The organism is Coriobacterium glomerans PW2, from assembly GCF_000195315.1.
In the GTDB taxonomy this organism is placed as follows: domain Bacteria; phylum Actinomycetota; class Coriobacteriia; order Coriobacteriales; family Coriobacteriaceae; genus Coriobacterium; species Coriobacterium glomerans.
The window spans coordinates 934,196-954,227 of record NC_015389.1; the positions used below are offsets into that span (position 1 = coordinate 934,196).

Consider the following 20,032-nt stretch of genomic DNA (forward strand, 5'->3'; position numbering starts at 1 on the left):
ATAGGAAAAGCCCAAGTTAGGCAACCTGGACGATGTCCAGAAATTGTCCGCAGCCGCACTAGTTTTTTTTAAAAGAATTGTATAATGCTTTTAAGACGTACGCACGCGCACTTCGATTTACACGAAAGTGGCGGGAGGCTTGTTGTGTTTAATTACAAATCGTTTGCGTGTAAAGCGCTATTTGGTGCGGCTATAGGATGTACTTTGATGACTGGAGTGGCATATGCGAATCAGCCCTCTGGTCCACAAGCAAATGTTGAGCAGTCCTCTCTTCAACAGACATCACCTAAGCAATCGAAAGATGCTTCCGGTGGCACTTGGACATATGGGAACTATGGTGATATGCATATCCACTCCGATTTTTATCATCCAAGTAAAGACCATGGAAGCTCGTGCGAGTTGGATGGACAGAATGCGACAAGTCCTGAGTGTGATGGCGGACAGACATCCCAAGCCTCTAAATGGTGCCTTGTTGATCTACCTTGGACGCTAGATAAGTACTGGTATCATCTCTCCTAGTGCAAATTATTGATACCAGTGTTGATTTTCGGCCGGTTTGTGCGGTGCAAGCCGGTTTTTTGATGGGGGGCCGTGATGCTGAAATGGTTGGTTCGCCTGAGCGCTGCCATACTCGCTTGTGCAATATGCTTTCTCTCGATATCGTATGCAGAAGCGCGACAGAACGGCGCACCTTTTGATGCAACTATGTCTTTTACCATCGACTGTTCGGCTTCGGATCTATCTTCTGAGAGAGTTTTTACTGAGCTGAAGAACGTCGCAGATCGCTTTGGAACCCATATCGTCAGAATCAAAACCAACTCAGAGCAAAACCGCGATATAATCTGGCTGGCATCATCTTCTCCCTCGAATATGAGCCCGGCTGTAAATGGTCAGCAAATCCTGTGGCTTGATAGAACGCTTGCGGGTAGTCTTGTCACCTCGGATGAGGCGGGCACTTCGTCTCCGAACGGCGACTATCTAATTCCTGCAACAGCTGTAGGGGCGAAATCGGCGCTCGCCGATTGGGCAGGTGTCCACCGGGTCACATTTACGTGGAACGGAACTCGTGCACCCGACGATAATTTCTTTGCCGTTGTGCGATTCTGCACCTCAACCTCTGCGGGATTGTTGTACTTCTCCGCGGTGCTCTTTTTTGTCTGTGTTATCGTCTTTCGACTCGAGGAGAAAAGCAGAGACCATGCTCTTCTCGTACTGTACGGAAGATCGATTCGCTCAGTCAGAACCGAGCAGATCTTGGATATCGCAGTACCGGCACTGCCTGCTATGGTGATCAGCATGCTTGCTTTTCTTGCCTGTATCGCTTTAAGCGACCATGCCGTCCAATTCTTTGTGGTGTTGCCAGAAATCAAGATGGTCGTTCTCTTTACTTTGGCAATGCTTCTGATCATGGGAGCGGGCCTCCTTATTGCTGCGAGACCATCTGTTCATCATATGCTGGAAGGGCGCGCCGCTACGAACAAAAGGCTGCGTATCTGTCGTTCCGTCTTTTTTCTCATCTCCATATGCATTTCCGTTTTCACCATCCCTCTCTCGGTTGTGGCTTTCGATCAAGCGACACTTGCTCTTCATGAGGCAAATTTTTTCAGGTCTCATCCCGAGGCCTCAAAGGTGTCTTTGCACGTCACCGGATACGATGGAGGGGCTCAGCTGATTCCAGAAAAAACGCTGGAGCCCTTTCTGATCAGCGCGGAGAAGCACGGGATCCTGAGACTGTCATACGATGTCTCGCAGGGAATCGAGTTGCGTGAGCAGGACCTGGGTCACTTCGATGGTCTTGCCATCGTCGATCGCCGCTACGTGTCCGACGCTGGAGTGAACGTCTGTGAAAACAACGATTCTTCGACGCGAGCGAGCCTTCCAGAAGGACCTCATCTGGTTCCCGTCACGCTTGATAGCCTGCAACCGGATTCGCGCACGCGTATTCGCAGCATCGCCCATCTCTGGACACGGTCTGGGCAGGTGGATGATTCGATGACGGTTTGCAGATTTGTGGGCTCCGGTTTTCCCGTTCTCGGTCCGAATGTCGCCTCAGGTGGTAAGACGATCACCTATAGGAATCCTCTTGTCTTGCTGATCGACACCCCAACTGACAGTCTCAACGCGCGGTTTCTAGATTCGATGCTTTCAACGGGAAACATTTTCTTTTCTCAAAAGGATTTGATCCCGCAAATCGCTGATGAGAGCGACATGTCCCAATATATCTATTCTGTCGACAACCTCTCCGATGCGGCTTTGTATGCATATCAGAGGTTTACGATCATGCTGCGCACCTATGCTCTCGGCGCTGCGATGGCTTGTCTATCGCTTCTACTGCTTTGCATTCAGATGGCATGTATCTGGGCCATTGAGAACCGCCGCCGTATCTTTGCTCTCAGATCTGCCGGTAGAGGCTGGCTATCCATCTCTCTCGAAAAGTCAGCTCCGCTCCTGATTGCTCTTGCGGTCTGTGGCGCTATAGGTTTTCACTTCTGCATCTCTCGTGGCTATAACCTTTTCTATCTGTTGGCTGCTTGTCTTATCTTGGCTATGCTGGCATGTGTGGTGACGTTGGGCACGAGAAGCTTGGCCGCCATAAAAGTATTCAAATCAATAATCCACAGGGCGCACTAGGAGGTTCGGTATGGAACTGAGAATCGAAGGAGCGACTGTGCGGATAGGTGGTGAGGCGATATTCGAGAATGTTTCATGCACTCTGAAATCGGGTACGCTCAACGCCTTGATCGGACCATCGGGCTGCGGCAAGACCACACTGCTCAACTGCATCAGCCTTTTGCAACATCTTGATGCCGGCAGCGTCTTTATCAACGGGGAGGAGGCCAGCGGTTGGCCGGAACGATACAGGAGGAGATTCTGGAGCAGAGATGCCGCTTTCATCTATCAGGATAGCGGTGTGATCTATGATGAAAGCATATTTTACAATATCGCATTAAGAAGACGACCTCGCTTTTCCTGTTTTATCAACCGCTCTGCACTGAATACACGTGTCAGGAATGCGTTGGATGCAGTTCAGCTTGATCGTCCAGAGCGCGCATTGGCCTCAACGCTCTCGGGAGGCGAAAAGCAGCGGCTGGGAATTGCCCGGGCGATGTTCAAGGATGCCGCGGTACTGTTCGCCGACGAGCCGACGGCTTCTCTAGACAAAGCCAACCGCGACAACGTTGCATCTCTTCTAAGGGATTGCGTCAGCCGTGGGGCCCTGGTAGTCGTTGCAACGCATGATGCGCAGCTCGCGCGTCAGAGCGATCAATGCATCGAACTCTGATATTTGAGTAAGCGATTTCAATTATAGGCTGCAGAGGCTAGACAATCTGCTCTAATTTCCAATCAGACTGGTCAATTCTAGGCAGGTGACCCATGACCAAACTGATCTCAGTATTGAAAGCCGCCGTCATCGTTCTGATCGCGATCTTGCTGTCATTTCTCTTCAGCGAGCTATGCAGCGAACATTTCACCGAGGTCGCAGAAGACTATCCTCGTGTTTCAGCTTCTTTCACCCTAAGCGACGTAGAGCAAAGCAGGCAGGCGGCGTCGCTCGCCGTGCTCACAGATTACGCGACAGAGAACGGATCGTTGCTGGTGAGGACCGATCAGCTGTTCTCGGGCGGAGCGGTCGTCGGCACCAGGCTCGGCGTTGCGGGAAATGTGACGAAAAACAGCAAGGACGCTGATCTCGACTTCATGGGAACGAAGGTTCTCGATTCAGCCAAGCTTGAGCGGCTGATGGATTCCTCATCGCCTACCGCGACTCTCGGCTTGCTGCAGTCGCGCACGGACATGATCGAGGATCTGCCGTCCTTCATGCTCGGCAACAGGATCGTCGCGGAGAAGCTATCGCACCTGGTCGATGACACGGGGACCGCGAACGGCACCTACCGGGTCACCGGACTGGGATCAGCACAGGTCGCAGAGCTCGCCGGCGCGCTCGCGGAGGCGTCGGGGACCAGCTCGGAGCGGATCCTGCATCCGCTGAGCGGCCACGAGACCAGATCGGTGATCGTCAGCGTCATTCCGCCTGTCGCGCTGGGCGCTCTCGTGTTGCTCGTCGCGCTCTTTGTCGTTTCCGGCATACGAGACCTGCCGGAGCTCGGCGCGTGCGTGACGTGCGGGTGGTCTCGATCGGAATTCGCGTTTGAACGCACGTGGCGGTGGATGGTGATGTCGTTGATCGCCATCCCTATCTCTTGGGTCTTCGGAGCTTGGGCGACCGCCTCGACGCTGCTTTCGTGGGAGTTTCTCTCCTACATGGGCGGATCCGGTCTTCTCACCGTGCTTTGCGTGGCCTCTAGCGTCGGCGTCGCCTCGCTGATCTCGCTCAGAGTCCCTGCCGCCGACGCCATACGCAATCGCATCTCGCGTCGGCTCGTCGTCGCCGTGCTGCTTGTCGCCTATATCGGGTCTGCAGCATTTGCGGATCTGTGCGGATTCATCCTTGATGCGCCCCTTCAGGAGATGCGGGCCGATGCCGAGATCGCGCGCCTCTGGGGAGACGTTTCCGGTCTGAGGGTGCTCGAGCGCATGAGCGCGGAGGCGGATGCCGCGAGCATATCGGGTCAGTCCGATCGACTCTCGAGGAAGTTCTACAGCTGGTACTCGTCGATAGCCGATGCCGAAGGCGTCTACCTGGCTCATACGCAGTATATGGCGCAGAGCAACTTGGACGTTCTGCGCGGCGCCGATGCCACGATCGATCTTCCCACCAAGCCTTTTAGGACCTACACGGCCTCGCCAAACTATCTCGCGAGCCAGGGCTTCGCCGTGGATCCCGCGCTCGTCGCCGCAGCGCGCTCCGGCACCCGCGTCTACCTTGTGCCCGACACGATGCCCGCTGCGGAGCGCTCCCGGATCGAGGCGTACATGCGCAGGTCGGACACCATGGACGTCGACGACGCCTCCGGCATCCAGACCGCGTTCAACGCCAGCCGGTCGTTCTCCTTCACCACCTACGAGCCGAGAACCGACCTGTTCTGCTGGGAGACGGACACGTCCCTTCCCCAGACGACGCGCGATGCGGTGATCTGTTTGTGCGTGCCTCAGAACATGATCTTCAGAGAGGACGAGAGCCTGTGGGCGGCTGGCCTGTCCAACAGCTATATCAAGCTCGCCGACACGGCAGCCAGAACCTATCTGAGTCGGCCCTATCTGGCCCGCTTCGACCTCGTTGCCGACGATCCGGTGTTCACCGGGACCGCGGAGCTCGTCGCCGGGATGCGGAAGTCTCTTCAGCAGACCATGGAGCTCTTCGGCGGCGTCGCGGTGCTGGCCGCAGGCGTCATGGTGGCCATGGTCCTCGGCCTCATCGCCGCCTATCAGGCGGCTTTCCGCGAGGAGGTGGCGGCCAAGCGGCTCCTGGGGTTCTCGACCCCGGCGATCTACCGGCTGCCCTTCTCCGTCGTCGGGATCGTCTTTATCGTCGCCGAGGCCGCCGCCGTCATCATGGGCTCGCAGCTGGGCATGGTGCTCGCCGTCTTGCTGCTCGCGCTGCAGCTCGCCGTGCTCTCCGGCTACGTCCACCTCACCGCAGCCCAGCAGATCAATCGCATGCTCAAGGATTAGGAGCCTATATGTTCAGTCGCACCGCATCGCATATGGACCGCATGGAGGCGACCGGCGTCGAGTGCGCCGCCGGCGCGGCGCGGCGAGCACCGGTCGTAGAGGCCCGAGGACTCGCCAAATCCTTTGGCGGCCGCGTCATCCTTCCCGGACTGGATCTTCGCTGCCAGGCGGGCTCGGTCACGGCGATCACGGGCCCCTCGGGCTCGGGGAAGTCGACCCTGCTCGACATCCTCGGGCTGCTCGAGGCACCCGACGCAGGCGAGCTGACCATCTGCGGCGGGTCGGCCCCGTCCTGCGCGTCGCGAGCGGCGACCCTGCTGCGCCGCCGCTCGATCAGCTACCTGTTCCAGTCCAACGCGCTGGTCACCGGCCGCACCGTGATGGACAACCTTCTGCTCGCGCTGCACTACACGCGCGAGAGCGCCTCGCGCAAGCGGGAGCGGGCGCGCCGGGCGCTCGCAGGCGTCGGGCTCGTCGGCGCCGAGGCTGCACCCGTGAGCATCCTGTCCGGCGGCGAGCAGCAGCGCGTCGCCATAGCCCGCTGCATCCTGAAGCCCGGCGAGCTGGTCCTGGCCGACGAGCCGACCGGCTCGCTGGACCGCCCGCTCGCCCGCGAGGTGTTCGGCCAGATCCTGTCTCTGCGCGATGAGCACGGCAAGACCGTGATCGTGGTGACCCACGATCCGGAGATCGCTGCGCGCTGCGACACCACAGTCGAGCTGAGCGCAGCCGCAGCGCGCACGGCATTTTGATGAGGCAGTGGTTTCGAGTTTGGATCAGAAGGTTGCAGAAACAGGAAAAACGGTGGTCAGGCACTTGGTGGTCTCATATTTCAACATGCCCTTCGCAGCTCAATCGTTCCATGGGTTCACGCTCTGATTCCGCGGCGCGCGCGGCTCCGCCTCGTGAAAGCAAAAACAGGCCACCGCAACTGTTCGCGATGGCCTGCGATCTCTCTTGGAGCGGGCGACGGGAATCGAACCCGCGTCATCAGCTTGGAAGGCTGAGGTTCTACCATTGAACCACGCCCGCATCATGGTCGGGACGACAGGATTCGAACCTGCGACATCCTGCTCCCAAAGCAGGTGCGCTACCAGACTGCGCCACGTCCCGGAACCGAGGGACGGCGAAGGCCAAAAGATCCTGTTCGCCCCTGAGGCTCTACGATTATAGGCTAGCTCGCGCGCGCACACAATGAAAAAATGCAAAGAGCCCGCGGTATGCTCGGGGGCCGATACGTGGGCGTCACGTGTCCGCTTCGCTTCGAGCGTGTTTCGTCCTCGCAGCGGCTCGCTCGCCGCGATGTCGCTGTCACCCTCTGAGCTGCTGGGAGGCTCGCGCGGAACTGAGAATCATCGACCGAGAGCATCGACGCGGACGGCGCATAGTACGATAATCGTCGGTTTACACAGAGCTATCACCACTTTGAGGAGATACCATGAGTTACACCCAGCACGTGATGGCGGAGCTGCGCGGACGCTATGCCGATCAGCCCGAGTTCATCCAGGCGACCAGCAGGGTCCTGGCCTCGATCGCATCGGCGGTCGAGGCGGAGCCGTCCTATGAGCGCGTCTCGCTGCTCGATCGGCTCGTGGAGCCCGAGCGCATCGTCATGTTCCGCGTCCCCTGGACCGATGATAGCGGGTGCGTTCGCGTGAACCGCGGCTACCGCATCGAGTTCAGCTCCGCGCTTGGTCCGTACAAGGGGGGTTTGCGCTTCCATCCGAGCGTGAATCTCTCCATCCTGAAGTTCCTCGCTTTCGAGCAGGTGTTCAAAAATGCGCTCACCTCGCTGCCGATCGGCGGCGCGAAAGGCGGAGCGGACTTCGATCCCAAGGGCAGATCCGATGCGGAGGTCATGCGGTTCTGCCAGAGTTTCATGACCGAGCTGTACCGTCACATCGGGGCAGACACCGACGTGCCCGCCGGAGACATCGGGGTCGGCGGCCGGGAGATCGGTTTTCTCTTCGGGCAGTACAAGCGGATCCGCAACGAGTTCGCAGGCGTTCTCACCGGCAAGGGTATCGGCTTCGGGGGTTCGCCCGTCCGCGCCGAGGCGACCGGTTACGGCCTGGTCTATCTCATCGAGGAGCTGCTGGCCGATTCTGGCCAGCACTTCGAGGGCAAGCGGGTGAGCATCTCCGGTTCGGGCAACGTCGCGATCTACGCCGCCAAGAAAGCCGAGCAGCTCGGGGCCACGGTTCAGACCATGAGCGACTCGTGCGGCTGGATCCTGGAGCCAACAGGGGTCGATCTGGCCGCTATCATGCAGATCAAGGAGGTCAGGCGCGGTCGCCTCAGCGAGTACGCCGAGACGCACCCCGCCTGCGAGTACCACAGCGGCGGCGGCGTGTGGAGCGCTCCGTGCGATATCGCCTTGCCGTGTGCGACCCAAAACGAGCTGCGCCGCCCAGACGCCGAGGGACTTCTCCGCAACGGCTGCAAGGTGGTGGGGGAGGGCGCGAACATGCCCGTGACGCCCGAGGCCATCGATCTGCTCATCTCGAGTGGAGTCACCGTCTGCCCGGGAAAAGCTGCCAACGCCGGCGGGGTCGCGGTCTCCGCGCTCGAGATGGCGCAGAACTCGGCGCGCCTGACCTGGTCGTTCGAGGACGTCGATAGCCGTCTGAAGACGATCATGCGCGGCATCTACCGCGCCTCTGCAGAGGCCGCTGCAGCTTGGGGGGTGCCCGGAAACCTGATCGCGGGTGCCAACATCGCAGGTTTCAAGCGGGTCGCCGATGCCATGATGGCCCAGGGCATCGTATAGAAGAGCACCCGGCGCAGGGCGCACCGCAGGGCATATGGCCGGCGAGATCGCGTGTATGGGTCACGATCGGGGGGTATCAGAGGTCCAGGGCGTGCGCCGCCGGCGACCCTGAGGGCATCTCAGCGGCGAGCCGTCATGATATCATGGTGGCGCTGACCCGAAGGGAGCTGATCGCATGCATATGAGTCGACCGATCATACGGTTTCGCTGGCTTGCGGCCTGCTTGGGCATCGTGGCGGTGTTCACGGCGATTCAATACGCCGTCTCGTTCATCGCCGCCCTTCTGCTCTCGTTCTGGCTCGCCGCCGCGCTCGTGCTCATGAGAGGAGCCGTGACGACGGATTTCGATCCGAGCAGGCTGATGCCGCTCATCTTGCTGCTCTGCGATGCGGTCTCGCTCGCGATCGGCGTGGCATGGTATCGCATCTTGAGAGGAAGGGAGCGCGCCGGGCTCTTGGGAGCTGTCTTTTCCCGGCCGCCTTCCAGATGGCTCTCCGGAGACTCGGGATGCGGGCCGGCGGAGCGGATCCCCAAAGCAGCATGTGTCTCGGCAGTCGAATCGCAGACGCTCGCATCTCGTAGCGTCGATGTCCCCGCGCCGGCACGCCGATGCGCGAGAACGCCTCCCGCGCTGGCGACCTGGCGAGCCGCTCTCGGCGCGATCGGGTTGGGTCTGGGGCTGCAGCTGCTCTCCTCGGGAATTCTCGGCCTGATGATGTCGATGTTTCCCGCTGCCGGACGCGATTACTCCGAGATGATGGAGAACTCCGGCATCGAGTCGTTTTCCGCGCTCGTGCTCGCCTCGGTTGTCATCGTGGGTCCGATTGTTGAGGAGACCATCTACCGGGGTATCGTGTTCATGTTCGCGCGCCGCGCCTCGACCTCGTTTTGGGTGGCGAACACGATTCAGGCCGCATGCTTCGGCATCGCGCATCTCAATATCTTGCAGGGCACCTATGCCTTTGTCATCGGTATCGTTCTTGGGCTGCTGTATGAGCGCACCGGACGGCTGTGGGTGAACATCGTGTGCCATGCGGCGGTCAACCTGCTCTCCTACGCTCCGGTGGTGCTCGGCGCATCGGTGAGCCTGATCGGACTTCTGGGTGCCGGCGCGCTCTGCGTGGCCGTCTTCGGTCTCATCGCAGATCTCTGGGGTTGTCGCCCGTCGCGCCTGCCCTGACATGCAGATGGCGTGAGCCGATCGCGCTCACGCAGGTTGACGGTCACATTCAGCACGAATCTGCTATCATGCAAAGGCTGTGCGCGAGCATGCGGGCGTGGCGGAATTGGCAGACGCGCTGGATTTAGGTTCCAGTGGGCTTCCCGTGAAGGTTCGAGTCCTTTCGCCCGCACCATCGCGCCGTGATTCTGTTGCGATGTCAGGCTGGTGCGCTGACATGCACGGCCCTGATCGGGCATCTGAGGAATCTGTAGGAAAAGGGGCATCCAGCGCCTCGGGATCAGCTGGGCGCGCAAGAGGAGGAACGTTGAACATCACAGCTTCTGACGTGAAGGACGGCAAGCTCGCCGCCGAGGTCACCATCCCCGCAGTCGATGTCGACGCGGCGATCAGGAAGGCCTATCGAGACGCGGCGCACAAGTACCGTTTTCCCGGCTTTCGCGCCGGCAAGGCACCGCGTCCGGTCATCGACAACATGCTCGGTGCCCAAGCGGTGCTCGCGCAGGCGACCAACGACCTTGTTGGCGCAACGGAACCCAAGGTGCTCAACGAGCTTGATATCGTGCCGGTGAAGGAGGCCTCCTACGACGATCTGGATATCGTGAAGGACCGCCAGGACTTCAGCTACAACGTCACGTTTCCGCTGCGTCCCGAAGCAGAGCTCAGCTCCTATGACCCGGTCGAGATCGAGATGCCCCCCGAGGAGGTCACCGCCGCCGAGATCGACGCGCAGATCGATATGCTCGTGGGCTATCACGCGACGTTCAAGGAGATCGAGGACCGAGGTATCGCCGATGACGATTTCGTGACCGTTGACATCAAGGATATCCATGGCGGCGAGTCCCTGGCTGGCCAGGGGCGCATGATCGCCATGGGATCGGGCAATCTCCCCTCCGCCTTTGACGAGGGCCTGATCGGTTCGGGCGTCGGCGACACCAAAGAGATCTCCTGGACGCCAGAGGAGACCGATGCCGAGGAGGCGAGCGTCGAGGTCACCATCAAAGGGATCAGGCACCGCGAGCTGCCCGAGCTGACCGACGAGTTCGCGAAGACGTCGTTCGGCTTCGATGGCGTAGACGCCATGCGCGATGCCGTGAAGCTCGAGCTCGAGCAGGACAAGTCCTCCAAGCTTCCCGGTTTGAAGGAACAGCGCTCGGTGTCCGCTCTCGCCGAGCGCCTCGAGCTCACCGAGATGGACAAAGACTACGAGTCCACCATCTTCTCCGAGCTCGGCCAGAACTTCCTGCAGAACCTCTCTCAGCGCGGCATGACACTCGATGCATGGCTCAAGTCATCCCAGATAACCTCCGAGCAGTTCATCGCTGATTTGCATCATCAGGCGGATGATGTCGCCCGGGAGTCGCTTGCACTCGATGCCTTGGCCCGCAAGCTCGACATCGAGGTCTCAGATGAGGACGTTGACGCGGAGTTCGAGCGCGCCGGTGTCGACGATCCGGCGGCTTCCAAGGAGTCCTTCATCGCCGAGGGTCGCCTGCCGGCCGTGCGCGACTCGATTCGCCGTTCGAAGGCGATCGAGTGGCTCGTCGGATCTGCGCGGGTGAGCGTGGTCGATGAGGCAGCCAGGCGCGCGGAAGCTGACGATGACGCAGATGAGCCCAGCGAGCCCTCATCGGCCTCTGATGCCGGTGAAGGCGCTGACGAGTAGCGACTTCCGAAACGGGGTAGAGTACAATACCACGTGAGCGGAACGCCTGTACGGTGCATCGGTCCTGCTCAAGCAGGCACCGGGCACCGTACCCGTCTATATGCACCACATTTGAAAGGAGATCGTCATGATCAGCAAGATCGCCTCGGCGCTCGTACCCTATGTCGTCGAGCAGACCCCGCGCGGTGAGCGCAGCTACGACATCTACTCGCGCCTGCTGAACGATCGGATCGTGTTTCTCGGGGAGGAGATCAACTCGGTGACCGCGAACCTCGTGATCGCCCAGCTTCTGCACCTCGAGAGCCAGGATGCGGAGAAGGATATATCGCTCTACATCAACTCACCCGGCGGCGAGGTCTACTCGGGTCTGGCGATTCTGGACACCATGAATTTCATCAAGTCCGATGTCTCAACGATCTGCGTCGGGATGGCCGCCTCGATGGCTGCTCTGCTGCTCGCCAACGGCGCTTCGGGCAAGCGGTTCTGCCTGCCCAACTCTATGATGATGATCCACCAGCCCAGTGGTGGCGCGCAGGGCCAGCAGACCGAGATCGAGATCGCGGCGGCCGAGATCAAGCGCAACCGCCAGAACCTCAATCGCATTCTCGCAGACGCTACCGGACAGCCCATCGAGAAGGTCGAGATCGACACGGAGCGCGACCATTACATGCGCGCGGAGGAAGCACAGAGCTACGGCTTGGTTGACCGCATCATCTCTTCGCGCTCCGAAACCGAAAAGAGCTCCAAATAATGTCGGACGTCACGACGCCCGAGTATCCGGGGGGAGAATTCATACGCTGCTCGTTTTGCGGCAAGAAGCGCGATCAGGTAAGAAAGCTCGTCAAGGGACCGACTGACATCTTCATCTGCGACGAGTGCGTCGCCGCATGCGTGGACATCTTGGAGGAGTCCCTTGAGCACGACGACGTATCGCGCGAGGAGGAGGCGGGCGAGCCGAACGGGGAGGGTCGGCCCGCCTCCTCGCAGGCGGATGAGGGGCAGCGTCGTCCCAACCGTCAGATCATCTCGCATCTGCCGACGCCACATGAGCTGTTCGAGGGTCTTTCTGCCTACGTCATGGGTCAAGACGATGCGAAGCGCGCGCTATCCGTGGCGGTCTACAATCACTATCGTCGCGTTCTGGAGGGCGGGGCGGCAGAGGGAGCTCATGATGAGAGCGACGGTGCCGCCGGACAGGACTCCGTCGCAAAATCCAGAGGCGGCCTCGCCGAGGTCGAGCTTGCGAAGAGCAATATCTTGCTGCTCGGGCCGACCGGCACAGGCAAGACCCTGCTGGCCCAGACCCTCGCGCGGATATTGGAGGTGCCTTTCGCCCTCGCAGATGCCACAGCTCTCACCGAAGCGGGTTATGTGGGCGAGGACGTAGAGAACATCCTTCTGAAGCTCATCACCGCTGCCGACGGCGACATCGATCGCGCCCAAGTCGGTATCATCTATATCGATGAGATAGATAAAGTGGCGCGCAAGGCGGAGAACCTGTCTATCACGCGCGATGTTTCAGGCGAAGGGGTCCAGCAGGCGCTCCTCAAGATTCTCGAGGGCACTCTCGCCAGCGTCCCGCCCGCTGGGGGCCGGAAGCACCCCCAGCAGGAGCTCTTGCACATCGATACGACGAATATCCTGTTCATCTGCGGGGGAGCCTTCGTCGGTCTCGACAAGATCATAGCCGATCGCGTAGGCAACAAGGGCATAGGCTTCAACTCCGAGATCGCCGGGCCCACTTCCATAGATGAGAACGATCTGCTTCGCCAGGTGCTGCCTGCCGATCTCAACGCATTCGGCATGATTCCCGAGTTCGTGGGCCGTACGCCGGTCATCACGGAGACCAGCGCGTTCACAGAGGATGATCTCGTCTCCATTCTCACCGAGCCTCGCAACGCCATAGTCAAGCAGTACCGGCGGATGTTCGAGCTGGAGGGTTGCGAGCTGGTATTCGATCCGGATGCTCTTCATGAGATCGCACGGCTCGCGCTGGTGCGCAAAACCGGTGCGCGCGGTCTGCGATCCATCTGCGAGAACCTGCTTCAGCAGACGATGTTCGATCTTCCGAGCGAGCACGACGTCTCGCAGGTCATCATTACCGGGGCCGCGGTGCGCGGCGAGGAGGAACCCAGGCGGATCTCGATCGCGATGAAGCACTGAGCGCCGCGAGAAGCTCGAGCAACGACTATCTGGCGTGACGGGGCGGGGGCATCTCGCGTGAACATGAAGGGGAACGAGCATGGAAGCGATGGAAAAAAGCTATGATCCCGCCGCTAGCGAGCCAGCGATTCTCCAACGCTGGCTTGCGAGCGACAGCTATCTGCGACATCCCGGCAAAGGCGACTGCACGATCACTATCCCGCCGCCCAACGTCACCGGCATCCTGCATGCGGGCCATGCCCTCGATGACGCGATCCAAGACGCCATCGTGCGACAGGCTCGCATGCGCGGGCGCTCCACACGGTGGATCTTCGGGACCGATCACGCTGGAATCGCCACGCAGACCAGAGTCGACAAGAAGCTCAAGGAGGAGGGCGTCTCCCGTCTCGAGCTCGGGCGCGAGAAATTCATCGAGGCCTGCTGGGATTGGACCCGGGAATACGGCGGAATCATCCAAGAGCAGATCAAGCGCATGGGATGCTCGGTCGATCTCGAGCACGAGCGCTTCACGATGGATGCGGACTACGCCCAAGCGGTGCGCCGCGTCTTCGTCGACTGGTACCGCGACGGTCTGATCTACCGCGGTCGCAGGATCGTGAACTGGTGCCCTTCCTGCAAGACGGCCATCTCCGATGATGAAGCCGAATACCATGCCGAGGCGGGCCACCTCTGGTTGCTGCGCTACCCGCTCGCCGAGCCGGTTGAGGGAGTGGATCATATCGTGGTCGCCACCACCCGTCCGGAGACCATGCTCGGCGACACCGGCATCGCGGTGAGCCCGAAGGATCCTGCAAAGGCGGCGTTCGTCGGAGCCACCGTCGTGTTGCCGATCGTCGGCCGCAAGATCCCGATCTTCGCGGACTACCACGTCGATCCCGGCTTCGGGACCGGCTATGTGAAAGTGACTCCCGCCCATGATCCGAACGATTACGCCATGGGCGAGGCGCACGGGCTGGAGAGCATCAACATCTTCGATGAGCGCGCGCGCGTCGTGGAGGGTTACGGCGAGTTCAGCGGACTCGATCGCGACGAGGCACGTGAGCGGATCGTCGCCTGGTTCTCAGAGCACGGCCTGCTCGAGCGCGTCGAGGATCATGAGCACTCCGTCATGCACTGCTATCGCTGCGATTCCTCTCTGGAGCCATGGCTGTCCGAGCAGTGGTTCGTGGCCGTCGATCGCCTCCGGGGTCCAGCCACCGAGGCTGTGACCTCAGGTGCCGTCACGTTTCATCCCAAGCGCTGGGAACAGACCTATCTCACATGGATGGCAGGGGTCAAAGACTGGTGCATCTCCCGGCAGCTGTGGTGGGGCCATCGCATTCCGGTGTTCTACTGCGAGGACTGCGGCTGGACCGATGCGCTCATCGAGGACGTCGAGATATGCCCCGTCTGCGGCGGCCGGCACGTCCATCAGGACGAGAACGTGCTCGACACCTGGTTCTCCAGCCAGCTGTGGACCTTCGCGACCCAGGGCTGGCCGCAGACCCCCGAGGCACTTGAGGGACATCATCCGACCACCGCGCTCGTCACGGCGCGCGACATCATCGCCCTGTGGGTCGCCCGGATGATCATGAGCTCGCTGTATTTTCTCGGCGAGGTCCCGTTTCACGATGTCGTGATCTATCCCACGATACTGGCCGCCGACGGCAGTCGCATGTCGAAGTCGAAGGGCAACGGCGTCGACCCGATGGATCTCATCGAGCGCTACGGCGCCGATGCGATGCGCTTCAACCTGCTGTCGCTGTGCACGGGCAATCAAGACGTGCGCTTCGACGCTGAGTTCGATCCCAAGACCGGGGATTTCGTCCGCTCCGCTCGCACCGAGCAGGCTCGGGCCTTTGTCACCAAGATCTGGAACGCGAGTCGTTTTCTACTCCTGAACATGGATGGCTACACCCCCGGGCCCCCGGTCGCCGACACGGCCGCCGACGCATGGATCCTGTCGCGCCTCGCCAAGACGGCAGCCGCGGTGACCGACGGCATCGCCGGCTACGCGTTCGGTGACACGGCTCGCACGATCCACGGCTTCGTATGGAACGAGGTATGCGACTGGTACATCGAGGTCACCAAGACGAGGCTCAAAGATGTCTCCTCGCGGGCGCAGACGCAGAGAAACCTCATCTTCGTGCTCGATGTCTCCCTCAGGCTCCTGCATCCGCTCATGCCGTTTGTCACCGAGGCGATCTGGGGCTCCATGCCGGCCTCCTGGCTCGATTTCAGCCGGGACGGTCAGTCGCATGAACGCGCGGAGCAGCTCATGGATGCAGCATGGCCGGAACCCGAAGCGCTGTCCGCCTATATCGATGAGCGCTCGGAGCGCGCCTTCGAGCTGGCTCGCAGCGTCGTCGCAGCCGTCCGCTCCACACGCGCGCGCTATCGCCTCTCTCCGCGGGCAGCACTCGGGGTGCGTGTTCGGACACAGGTGCCGGCGGTTGCTGAGACCCTGCGCGAGCAAGCCGATTTCATCTGCGGCATCGCGGCGGTGAGAGATCTCGAGGTCTCTTCAGCCGACGGCTTTCATAAGCCGACGGGCTCTGTCACCGTCGTCGAGCCGGATTTTGACGTGCATGTCATCGTGGGTGATCTCGTGGATCTGGAAGCCGAGCGCCTCCGGCTCGCGCGCGAGATCGAGCGGGCGAGGGCGGATCTGGCCGGCGTCGAGCGGACGCTTTCAAATCAGGGTTTCATCTCGAAGGCCGCGCCCGAGATCGTCAGCCGCAAGCGGAACCGGGCCCGCGAGCTCACCGAGACGATCCAGGGTCTTGTCGATCAGGCTCACGAGCTCGATTGAGAAAGTCGGCCATGCCTGGCGGCAGCGATTCGGTGCGCGCCGCGAAATGTGATCTTCGCAAGAGGCTCGTCCGGACCCGAGATGCGCGAGATCCCCTCGCTCGAGCGCGCACCGACGCCAGGATAGCAGAGACGCTCTTCAGTGACGAGATATGGCGGTGCGCCCAGATCGTCTACAGCTATGTCTCCATCGCATCGGAGGTCTCCACGCGATCGATCATCGCGCGCGCCTGGCAGTCGAACAAGCGAGTTCGCGTGCCGAGGTGCGAGCGGGGCACCTTGAGACTCAGCTGGCATGAGATCGGCTCCCTCGCCGAACTTGAGATCGGTGCGCTGGGCATACCCGAACCCGCCGTCCTCGAGCGGACCGGCTTCGATGCGCCCGAGGATGCAGGCTCCTGTTGCGGAATCAACGCCAGCTTGGCGATCGTTCCCGGTCTCGCGTTCGATCCTCATGGCAACAGATTGGGCTATGGCGGGGGCTGCTATGATCGGTTTCTCGCTTCATTCGACGGGGTATCGGTCGGGCTGGCCCGCGAGACGCAGCTTCTTGCAAGCCTTGCGGAGATGGGCGTTGTGGAGACCCATGATGTGCCGGTCGAATACGTGGCCACCGAGCGCCGAATTCTGGCCGCTCGATCGGCCCGCTCAGATCTGTGATACCATCCCCTCGGAGGAAAACGATCGGGTGCGAGGGACGGGCATGAGCGAGGTATATGACGCGGTTCTGTTCGATATGGATGGAACGCTGCTCGACACGGAGCTGATGTCGCTCGTAACCTGGAATGACGTGGAGTCCGTGTTGGGCGTACGCGTATCCGAGGAGCTCGCACGCTCCTTCATTGGACTGGGGCGCTCATCGATCTTGGAGCTTTTGCGTCTCGGGCTCGCCGGCTCGATCGACGGGCCCGGTCAACCGCGTGCCGAAGATGTGTTCGATGCGCACGCGCGCTGCTGGCGCGCCATGCGAGAGCGCGCGCCCATTCCGCTTAAAGGGGATGATCTCCCCGCGCTGCTCGGAGATCTGGTTCATCGCGGGGTCCGGCTCGCGGTCGCCTCCTCCTCCGAGCGATCGGCAGTCGAGGCGAATCTGAGGCGCGCGGGCATCCTTGGCTTCTTCGAAGCCCTGGTTTGCGGCGGGGAGGTCGGGTGCGGAAAGCCGAGTCCGGACATCTATCTCATGGCCGCGCATCAGGTGGGGACGGCACCGGCCCGCTGTCTGGTTGTCGAAGATTCTCCGCTTGGTGTCCGAGCGGGGGTGGCCGCCGGCATGGATACGGTGTTCGTGCCTGATCTCATAGCCGCCGATGACCAGACGCGCGCGGCGTGCATCGCCGTCTGTGAAAAGATCGATGATATCGGTGCCCTTTTCGCCCGATGCGGCTGAGACCATCGGGGACGTTGACACGGGGCCGGCCGATATCGATCCGACCGACGAGAGGGGCGCGCCCAGCCGCGCGATTCGCGCATCCGGCGCGCCCGATTCGAGATGAGCAGGAGATGAACTGTATTGAGCGCATCGATCGCGCCAGATGAGGAGTCGGCTCGCTACGAGATTCCGTTCCGCGTCCCGAAGCTGAGCTATGAGCAGGCCCGCGCGCGAGCAGCGGATACCGGTCGCATATCGAGCGGTGCCACCCCGCTGCTCGAGACCGTCGTCGATATGCTCGAGATGCTCGAGCGTCCCGATCGCCACCTGGCGTGCCTGCAGATCGCCGGTACGAACGGAAAGACCTCGACAGCTCGCTTCAGCGCAGCGATTCTCGCCGGCGAGGGAAAGCGCGCGGCACTGTATACATCTCCCGAGCTCGTGCGCGTCCCCGAGCGAATGGAAGTGTGCGGATCGGTGGTCTCAGACGACATGTTCGCGCACGGTGTCTCGGCGGCGGTCGAGGCGGGAAGACGTGTCAACGCGGCTCGCAGCGCAGCGAACAAGCAGGAATACGTCATCACTCCCTTTGATCTGCTCACGGTTGCCGCGCTCGTCATCTTCGCTCTCGAAGCCGTCGATGTCGCCGTGCTCGAGGTCGGCCTCGGCGGCAGATGGGATGCAACCAGCGCCACGGATCCGGTGGCTGTCGCCATCACGGGCATCGGTCTCGATCACATGGGCATCCTGGGTGACACGCTCGCTGAGATCGCCGCAGAGAAAGCCGCCGTCGTGAAGCCCGGGCGGATCTGCGTTCTCGGAGAGGGTACCCATGAGGCCAGCGTCGAGCGCGTCATGGACGAGCGCTGTCGCTCCTGCGGCGTCGAGCCCCTGATCGCGAACCATGAGCTGCTGCATGCGCCGGAGCATCTGGGGGATTCCGTCGCGTTCTCGACGAGAACGGCCCGCTTCCTCTACCGCGTGAAGATGCCCAAGCCAATCTACCAGGCACAAAACGCAGCGACGGCCATCATGCTCGTCGAAGCTTATCTTGGTCGGCAGCTAGACGGCGAGCGGCTGGAGTCGAGTCTCGCGTCATGCCCTACTCCGGGTCGTTTCGATCTCATTCGAAGCCATCCGCTTCTGCTCGTCGACGCCTGTCATAATCCGCAGTCCTGCGAGGTGTTCGTCTCAGCGCTCGACGCGATCGAGGCGGATAAGCGATGTCGGCCGACATTGCTCATCGCCGCGCTCTCCGACAAGGATGTCGAAGGTGTCGCCGCCGCTCTCATCCCCGCGTTTCCCCGCGTTGCCGTCACCCAGACGAAGTCGAGTCGCGCCGTGCGCGCCTCGGATCTCGCCCGGATCGTGCGGTGCGAGCTCGAACGCGAGAACCGCGACGAGCACGATCTCATTGGTGTCTTCCCAACGGTTCGTCACGCGTTGCGCGCGCTTTCGGATTCGGCATCATCCGTGGTCGCTGCTGGAACGATCACGCTGGCCGGTGAGGTCGCAGGGATCGCGCGACGCTAGCGCAGCGGGTGAAAGACGGGCTCCATCCTCTCGAACGTGCACAGCTCGCTGAATCCCATCGCCTCCAACCTCCGAGCGACCAACGAAAGCCAGGATCCCAGATGCTCGGGTTTGTGCGAGTCGCTTCCGATGGTCAGGATGCGACCCCCGAGATCGCGGTAGAGCTCGAGGATCTCGGTCGAAGGTTGGAGGTCGTCAAGTCCATAGCGGAAAGACGAGGTGTTGACCTCGATTCCCTTTCCATCGGCGATCGCGCGCGAAAGGATCGCCGCGATGATATCGCGGTTTCTCTCGAAAGGCCAGGGTCCGGCCGAATCGTAGCGCCTGATGAGATCGAGATGGCCCAGGACCGAGTATCCGTCAAAGCGCTCCTGCACGCGCAGCATCTCCTCGTAGTAGGCCTCGTAACAGGCCCGACGACTCCGCTTCGCCTGAAACTCCCCGGTCCACAGCTCGAGATTGTCGATCTGGTGAATCGACAGGATCACGAAGTCAAGAGAGCTGCGGTATCTCTCGACCAACTGAGCCGAGAACGCCGCCGTGCCGGTTTGGACACCGAGCTCGAGTCCGCAGCGCACGCGCAGATCAGGTGCGCATCGCTCGCGCATCCGCTGGATCTCGGGAAAGTAGCTCTTGTAATCGACATTCGTGATGGCCGTCCCGTTCTCGATGCGAGCGGACTCGGGATGGTCGAATTCGGGCTTGACGCCCGGGTCAACATGGTCGGTGAAGCAGATCTCGTCCAGATTGAGACGGAGCGCATCGCGGCAGATGTCTCGGACCGCATAGTTCGAGTCATCGCTGAACGCTGAGTGAACGTGGTAATCCGCCAGCATGATGATCCTCTCTCGAGCAGCGTCCGACCTGCGACCGAGCGGTGGCACAATACTTGCCCGCGCACGCGAGCAGCCGCGCACGACGCAATGAATCACCATGATAGCGCAGAGCATCCGTCTGGTTCGTGTGCGCCGAGGCAAATTGGGCATA

Annotated in this window: 15 protein-coding genes and 3 tRNA genes; 15 read left to right on the forward strand and 3 right to left on the reverse strand. The window is 61.2% G+C overall.

Annotation, left to right across the window (positions count from 1 at the left end):
- Positions 1-207 precede the first annotated feature (207 nt).
- The 5 genes from CORGL_RS10195 to CORGL_RS04075 all read left to right on the forward strand — a co-directional run bounded on the left by CORGL_RS10195 (position 208) and on the right by CORGL_RS04075 (position 6,326).
- A complete protein-coding gene (locus tag CORGL_RS10195) occupies positions 208-519 on the forward strand; it encodes a lactococcin 972 family bacteriocin (RefSeq protein ID WP_172633529.1) in 312 nt (103 codons plus the stop codon).
- 75 nt (positions 520-594) lie between these two features.
- Positions 595-2,631: a bacteriocin-associated integral membrane family protein gene (locus tag CORGL_RS04060; RefSeq protein WP_013708655.1), complete on the forward strand. Its 2,037-nt coding sequence runs from the start codon at positions 595-597 to the stop codon at positions 2,629-2,631.
- Between the two features lie 10 nt (positions 2,632-2,641).
- Positions 2,642-3,283, forward strand: a complete 642-nt coding sequence (locus tag CORGL_RS04065) for an ABC transporter ATP-binding protein (protein WP_013708656.1) — start codon at positions 2,642-2,644, stop codon at positions 3,281-3,283.
- A gap of 92 nt (positions 3,284-3,375) precedes the next feature.
- Positions 3,376-5,574, forward strand: a complete 2,199-nt coding sequence (locus CORGL_RS04070) for a hypothetical protein (protein ID WP_013708657.1) — start codon at positions 3,376-3,378, stop codon at positions 5,572-5,574.
- 8 nt (positions 5,575-5,582) lie between these two features.
- Positions 5,583-6,326 (forward strand): ABC transporter ATP-binding protein, encoded by a 744-nt coding sequence (locus CORGL_RS04075; RefSeq protein ID WP_013708658.1) that lies wholly within the window; start codon positions 5,583-5,585, stop codon positions 6,324-6,326.
- Positions 6,327-6,532: 206 nt separating this feature from the next.
- Here the strand turns inward: CORGL_RS04075 and CORGL_RS04080 are convergent.
- Together CORGL_RS04080 and CORGL_RS04085 are read right to left on the reverse strand one after the other, a co-directional pair.
- A tRNA-Gly gene (locus CORGL_RS04080) sits at positions 6,533-6,606 on the reverse strand.
- 4 nt (positions 6,607-6,610) lie between these two features.
- Positions 6,611-6,687, reverse strand: a tRNA-Pro gene (locus tag CORGL_RS04085).
- A 325-nt stretch (positions 6,688-7,012) separates the two neighbouring features.
- Here CORGL_RS04085 and gdhA point away from each other — a divergent pair.
- The 10 genes from gdhA to CORGL_RS04140 all read left to right on the forward strand — a co-directional run bounded on the left by gdhA (position 7,013) and on the right by CORGL_RS04140 (position 19,045).
- The gene (gene gdhA, locus CORGL_RS04095; RefSeq protein WP_013708659.1) at positions 7,013-8,344 is read left to right on the forward strand and encodes an NADP-specific glutamate dehydrogenase; all 1,332 of its coding nucleotides are present in this window, start codon (positions 7,013-7,015) and stop codon (positions 8,342-8,344) included.
- 181 nt (positions 8,345-8,525) lie between these two features.
- Positions 8,526-9,524, forward strand: coding sequence for a CPBP family intramembrane glutamic endopeptidase (locus CORGL_RS09365; RefSeq protein ID WP_172633530.1), 999 nt, complete (start codon positions 8,526-8,528; stop codon positions 9,522-9,524).
- A 91-nt stretch (positions 9,525-9,615) separates the two neighbouring features.
- Positions 9,616-9,699, forward strand: a tRNA-Leu gene (locus CORGL_RS04105).
- A 132-nt stretch (positions 9,700-9,831) separates the two neighbouring features.
- Entirely contained in the window at positions 9,832-11,190 is a 1,359-nt protein-coding gene (gene tig / locus CORGL_RS04110; RefSeq protein ID WP_013708661.1) for a trigger factor, read from the forward strand.
- 127 nt (positions 11,191-11,317) lie between these two features.
- The gene (locus CORGL_RS04115; RefSeq protein WP_013708662.1) at positions 11,318-11,941 is read left to right on the forward strand and encodes an ATP-dependent Clp protease proteolytic subunit; all 624 of its coding nucleotides are present in this window, start codon (positions 11,318-11,320) and stop codon (positions 11,939-11,941) included.
- A complete protein-coding gene (gene clpX / locus CORGL_RS04120) occupies positions 11,941-13,353 on the forward strand; it encodes an ATP-dependent Clp protease ATP-binding subunit ClpX (protein WP_013708663.1) in 1,413 nt (470 codons plus the stop codon). Before CORGL_RS04115 ends, clpX begins: the two co-directional genes overlap by 1 nt.
- A 79-nt stretch (positions 13,354-13,432) precedes the next feature.
- Positions 13,433-16,144 carry a valine--tRNA ligase gene (locus CORGL_RS04125; RefSeq protein WP_041738588.1) on the forward strand — a complete coding sequence of 904 codons (2,712 nt, stop codon included), beginning with the start codon at positions 13,433-13,435 and terminating at the stop codon, positions 16,142-16,144.
- Between the two features lie 32 nt (positions 16,145-16,176).
- The gene (locus CORGL_RS04130; RefSeq protein ID WP_172633531.1) at positions 16,177-16,803 is read left to right on the forward strand and encodes a 5-formyltetrahydrofolate cyclo-ligase; all 627 of its coding nucleotides are present in this window, start codon (positions 16,177-16,179) and stop codon (positions 16,801-16,803) included.
- Between the two features lie 43 nt (positions 16,804-16,846).
- Complete coding sequence (locus tag CORGL_RS04135; protein WP_013708666.1) at positions 16,847-17,530, forward strand: HAD family hydrolase; 684 nt, start codon at positions 16,847-16,849, stop codon at positions 17,528-17,530.
- Between the two features lie 123 nt (positions 17,531-17,653).
- On the forward strand, positions 17,654-19,045 hold the full coding sequence (locus CORGL_RS04140) for a bifunctional folylpolyglutamate synthase/dihydrofolate synthase (RefSeq protein ID WP_013708667.1): 1,392 nt from the start codon (positions 17,654-17,656) through the stop codon (positions 19,043-19,045).
- On the opposite strand, the gene CORGL_RS04145 is transcribed toward CORGL_RS04140, so the two are convergent.
- A complete protein-coding gene (locus tag CORGL_RS04145) occupies positions 19,042-19,881 on the reverse strand; it encodes a histidinol-phosphatase HisJ family protein (RefSeq protein WP_013708668.1) in 840 nt (279 codons plus the stop codon). The two genes, CORGL_RS04140 and CORGL_RS04145, sit on opposite strands and share 4 nt — an antisense overlap.
- Positions 19,882-20,032 lie beyond the last annotated feature (151 nt).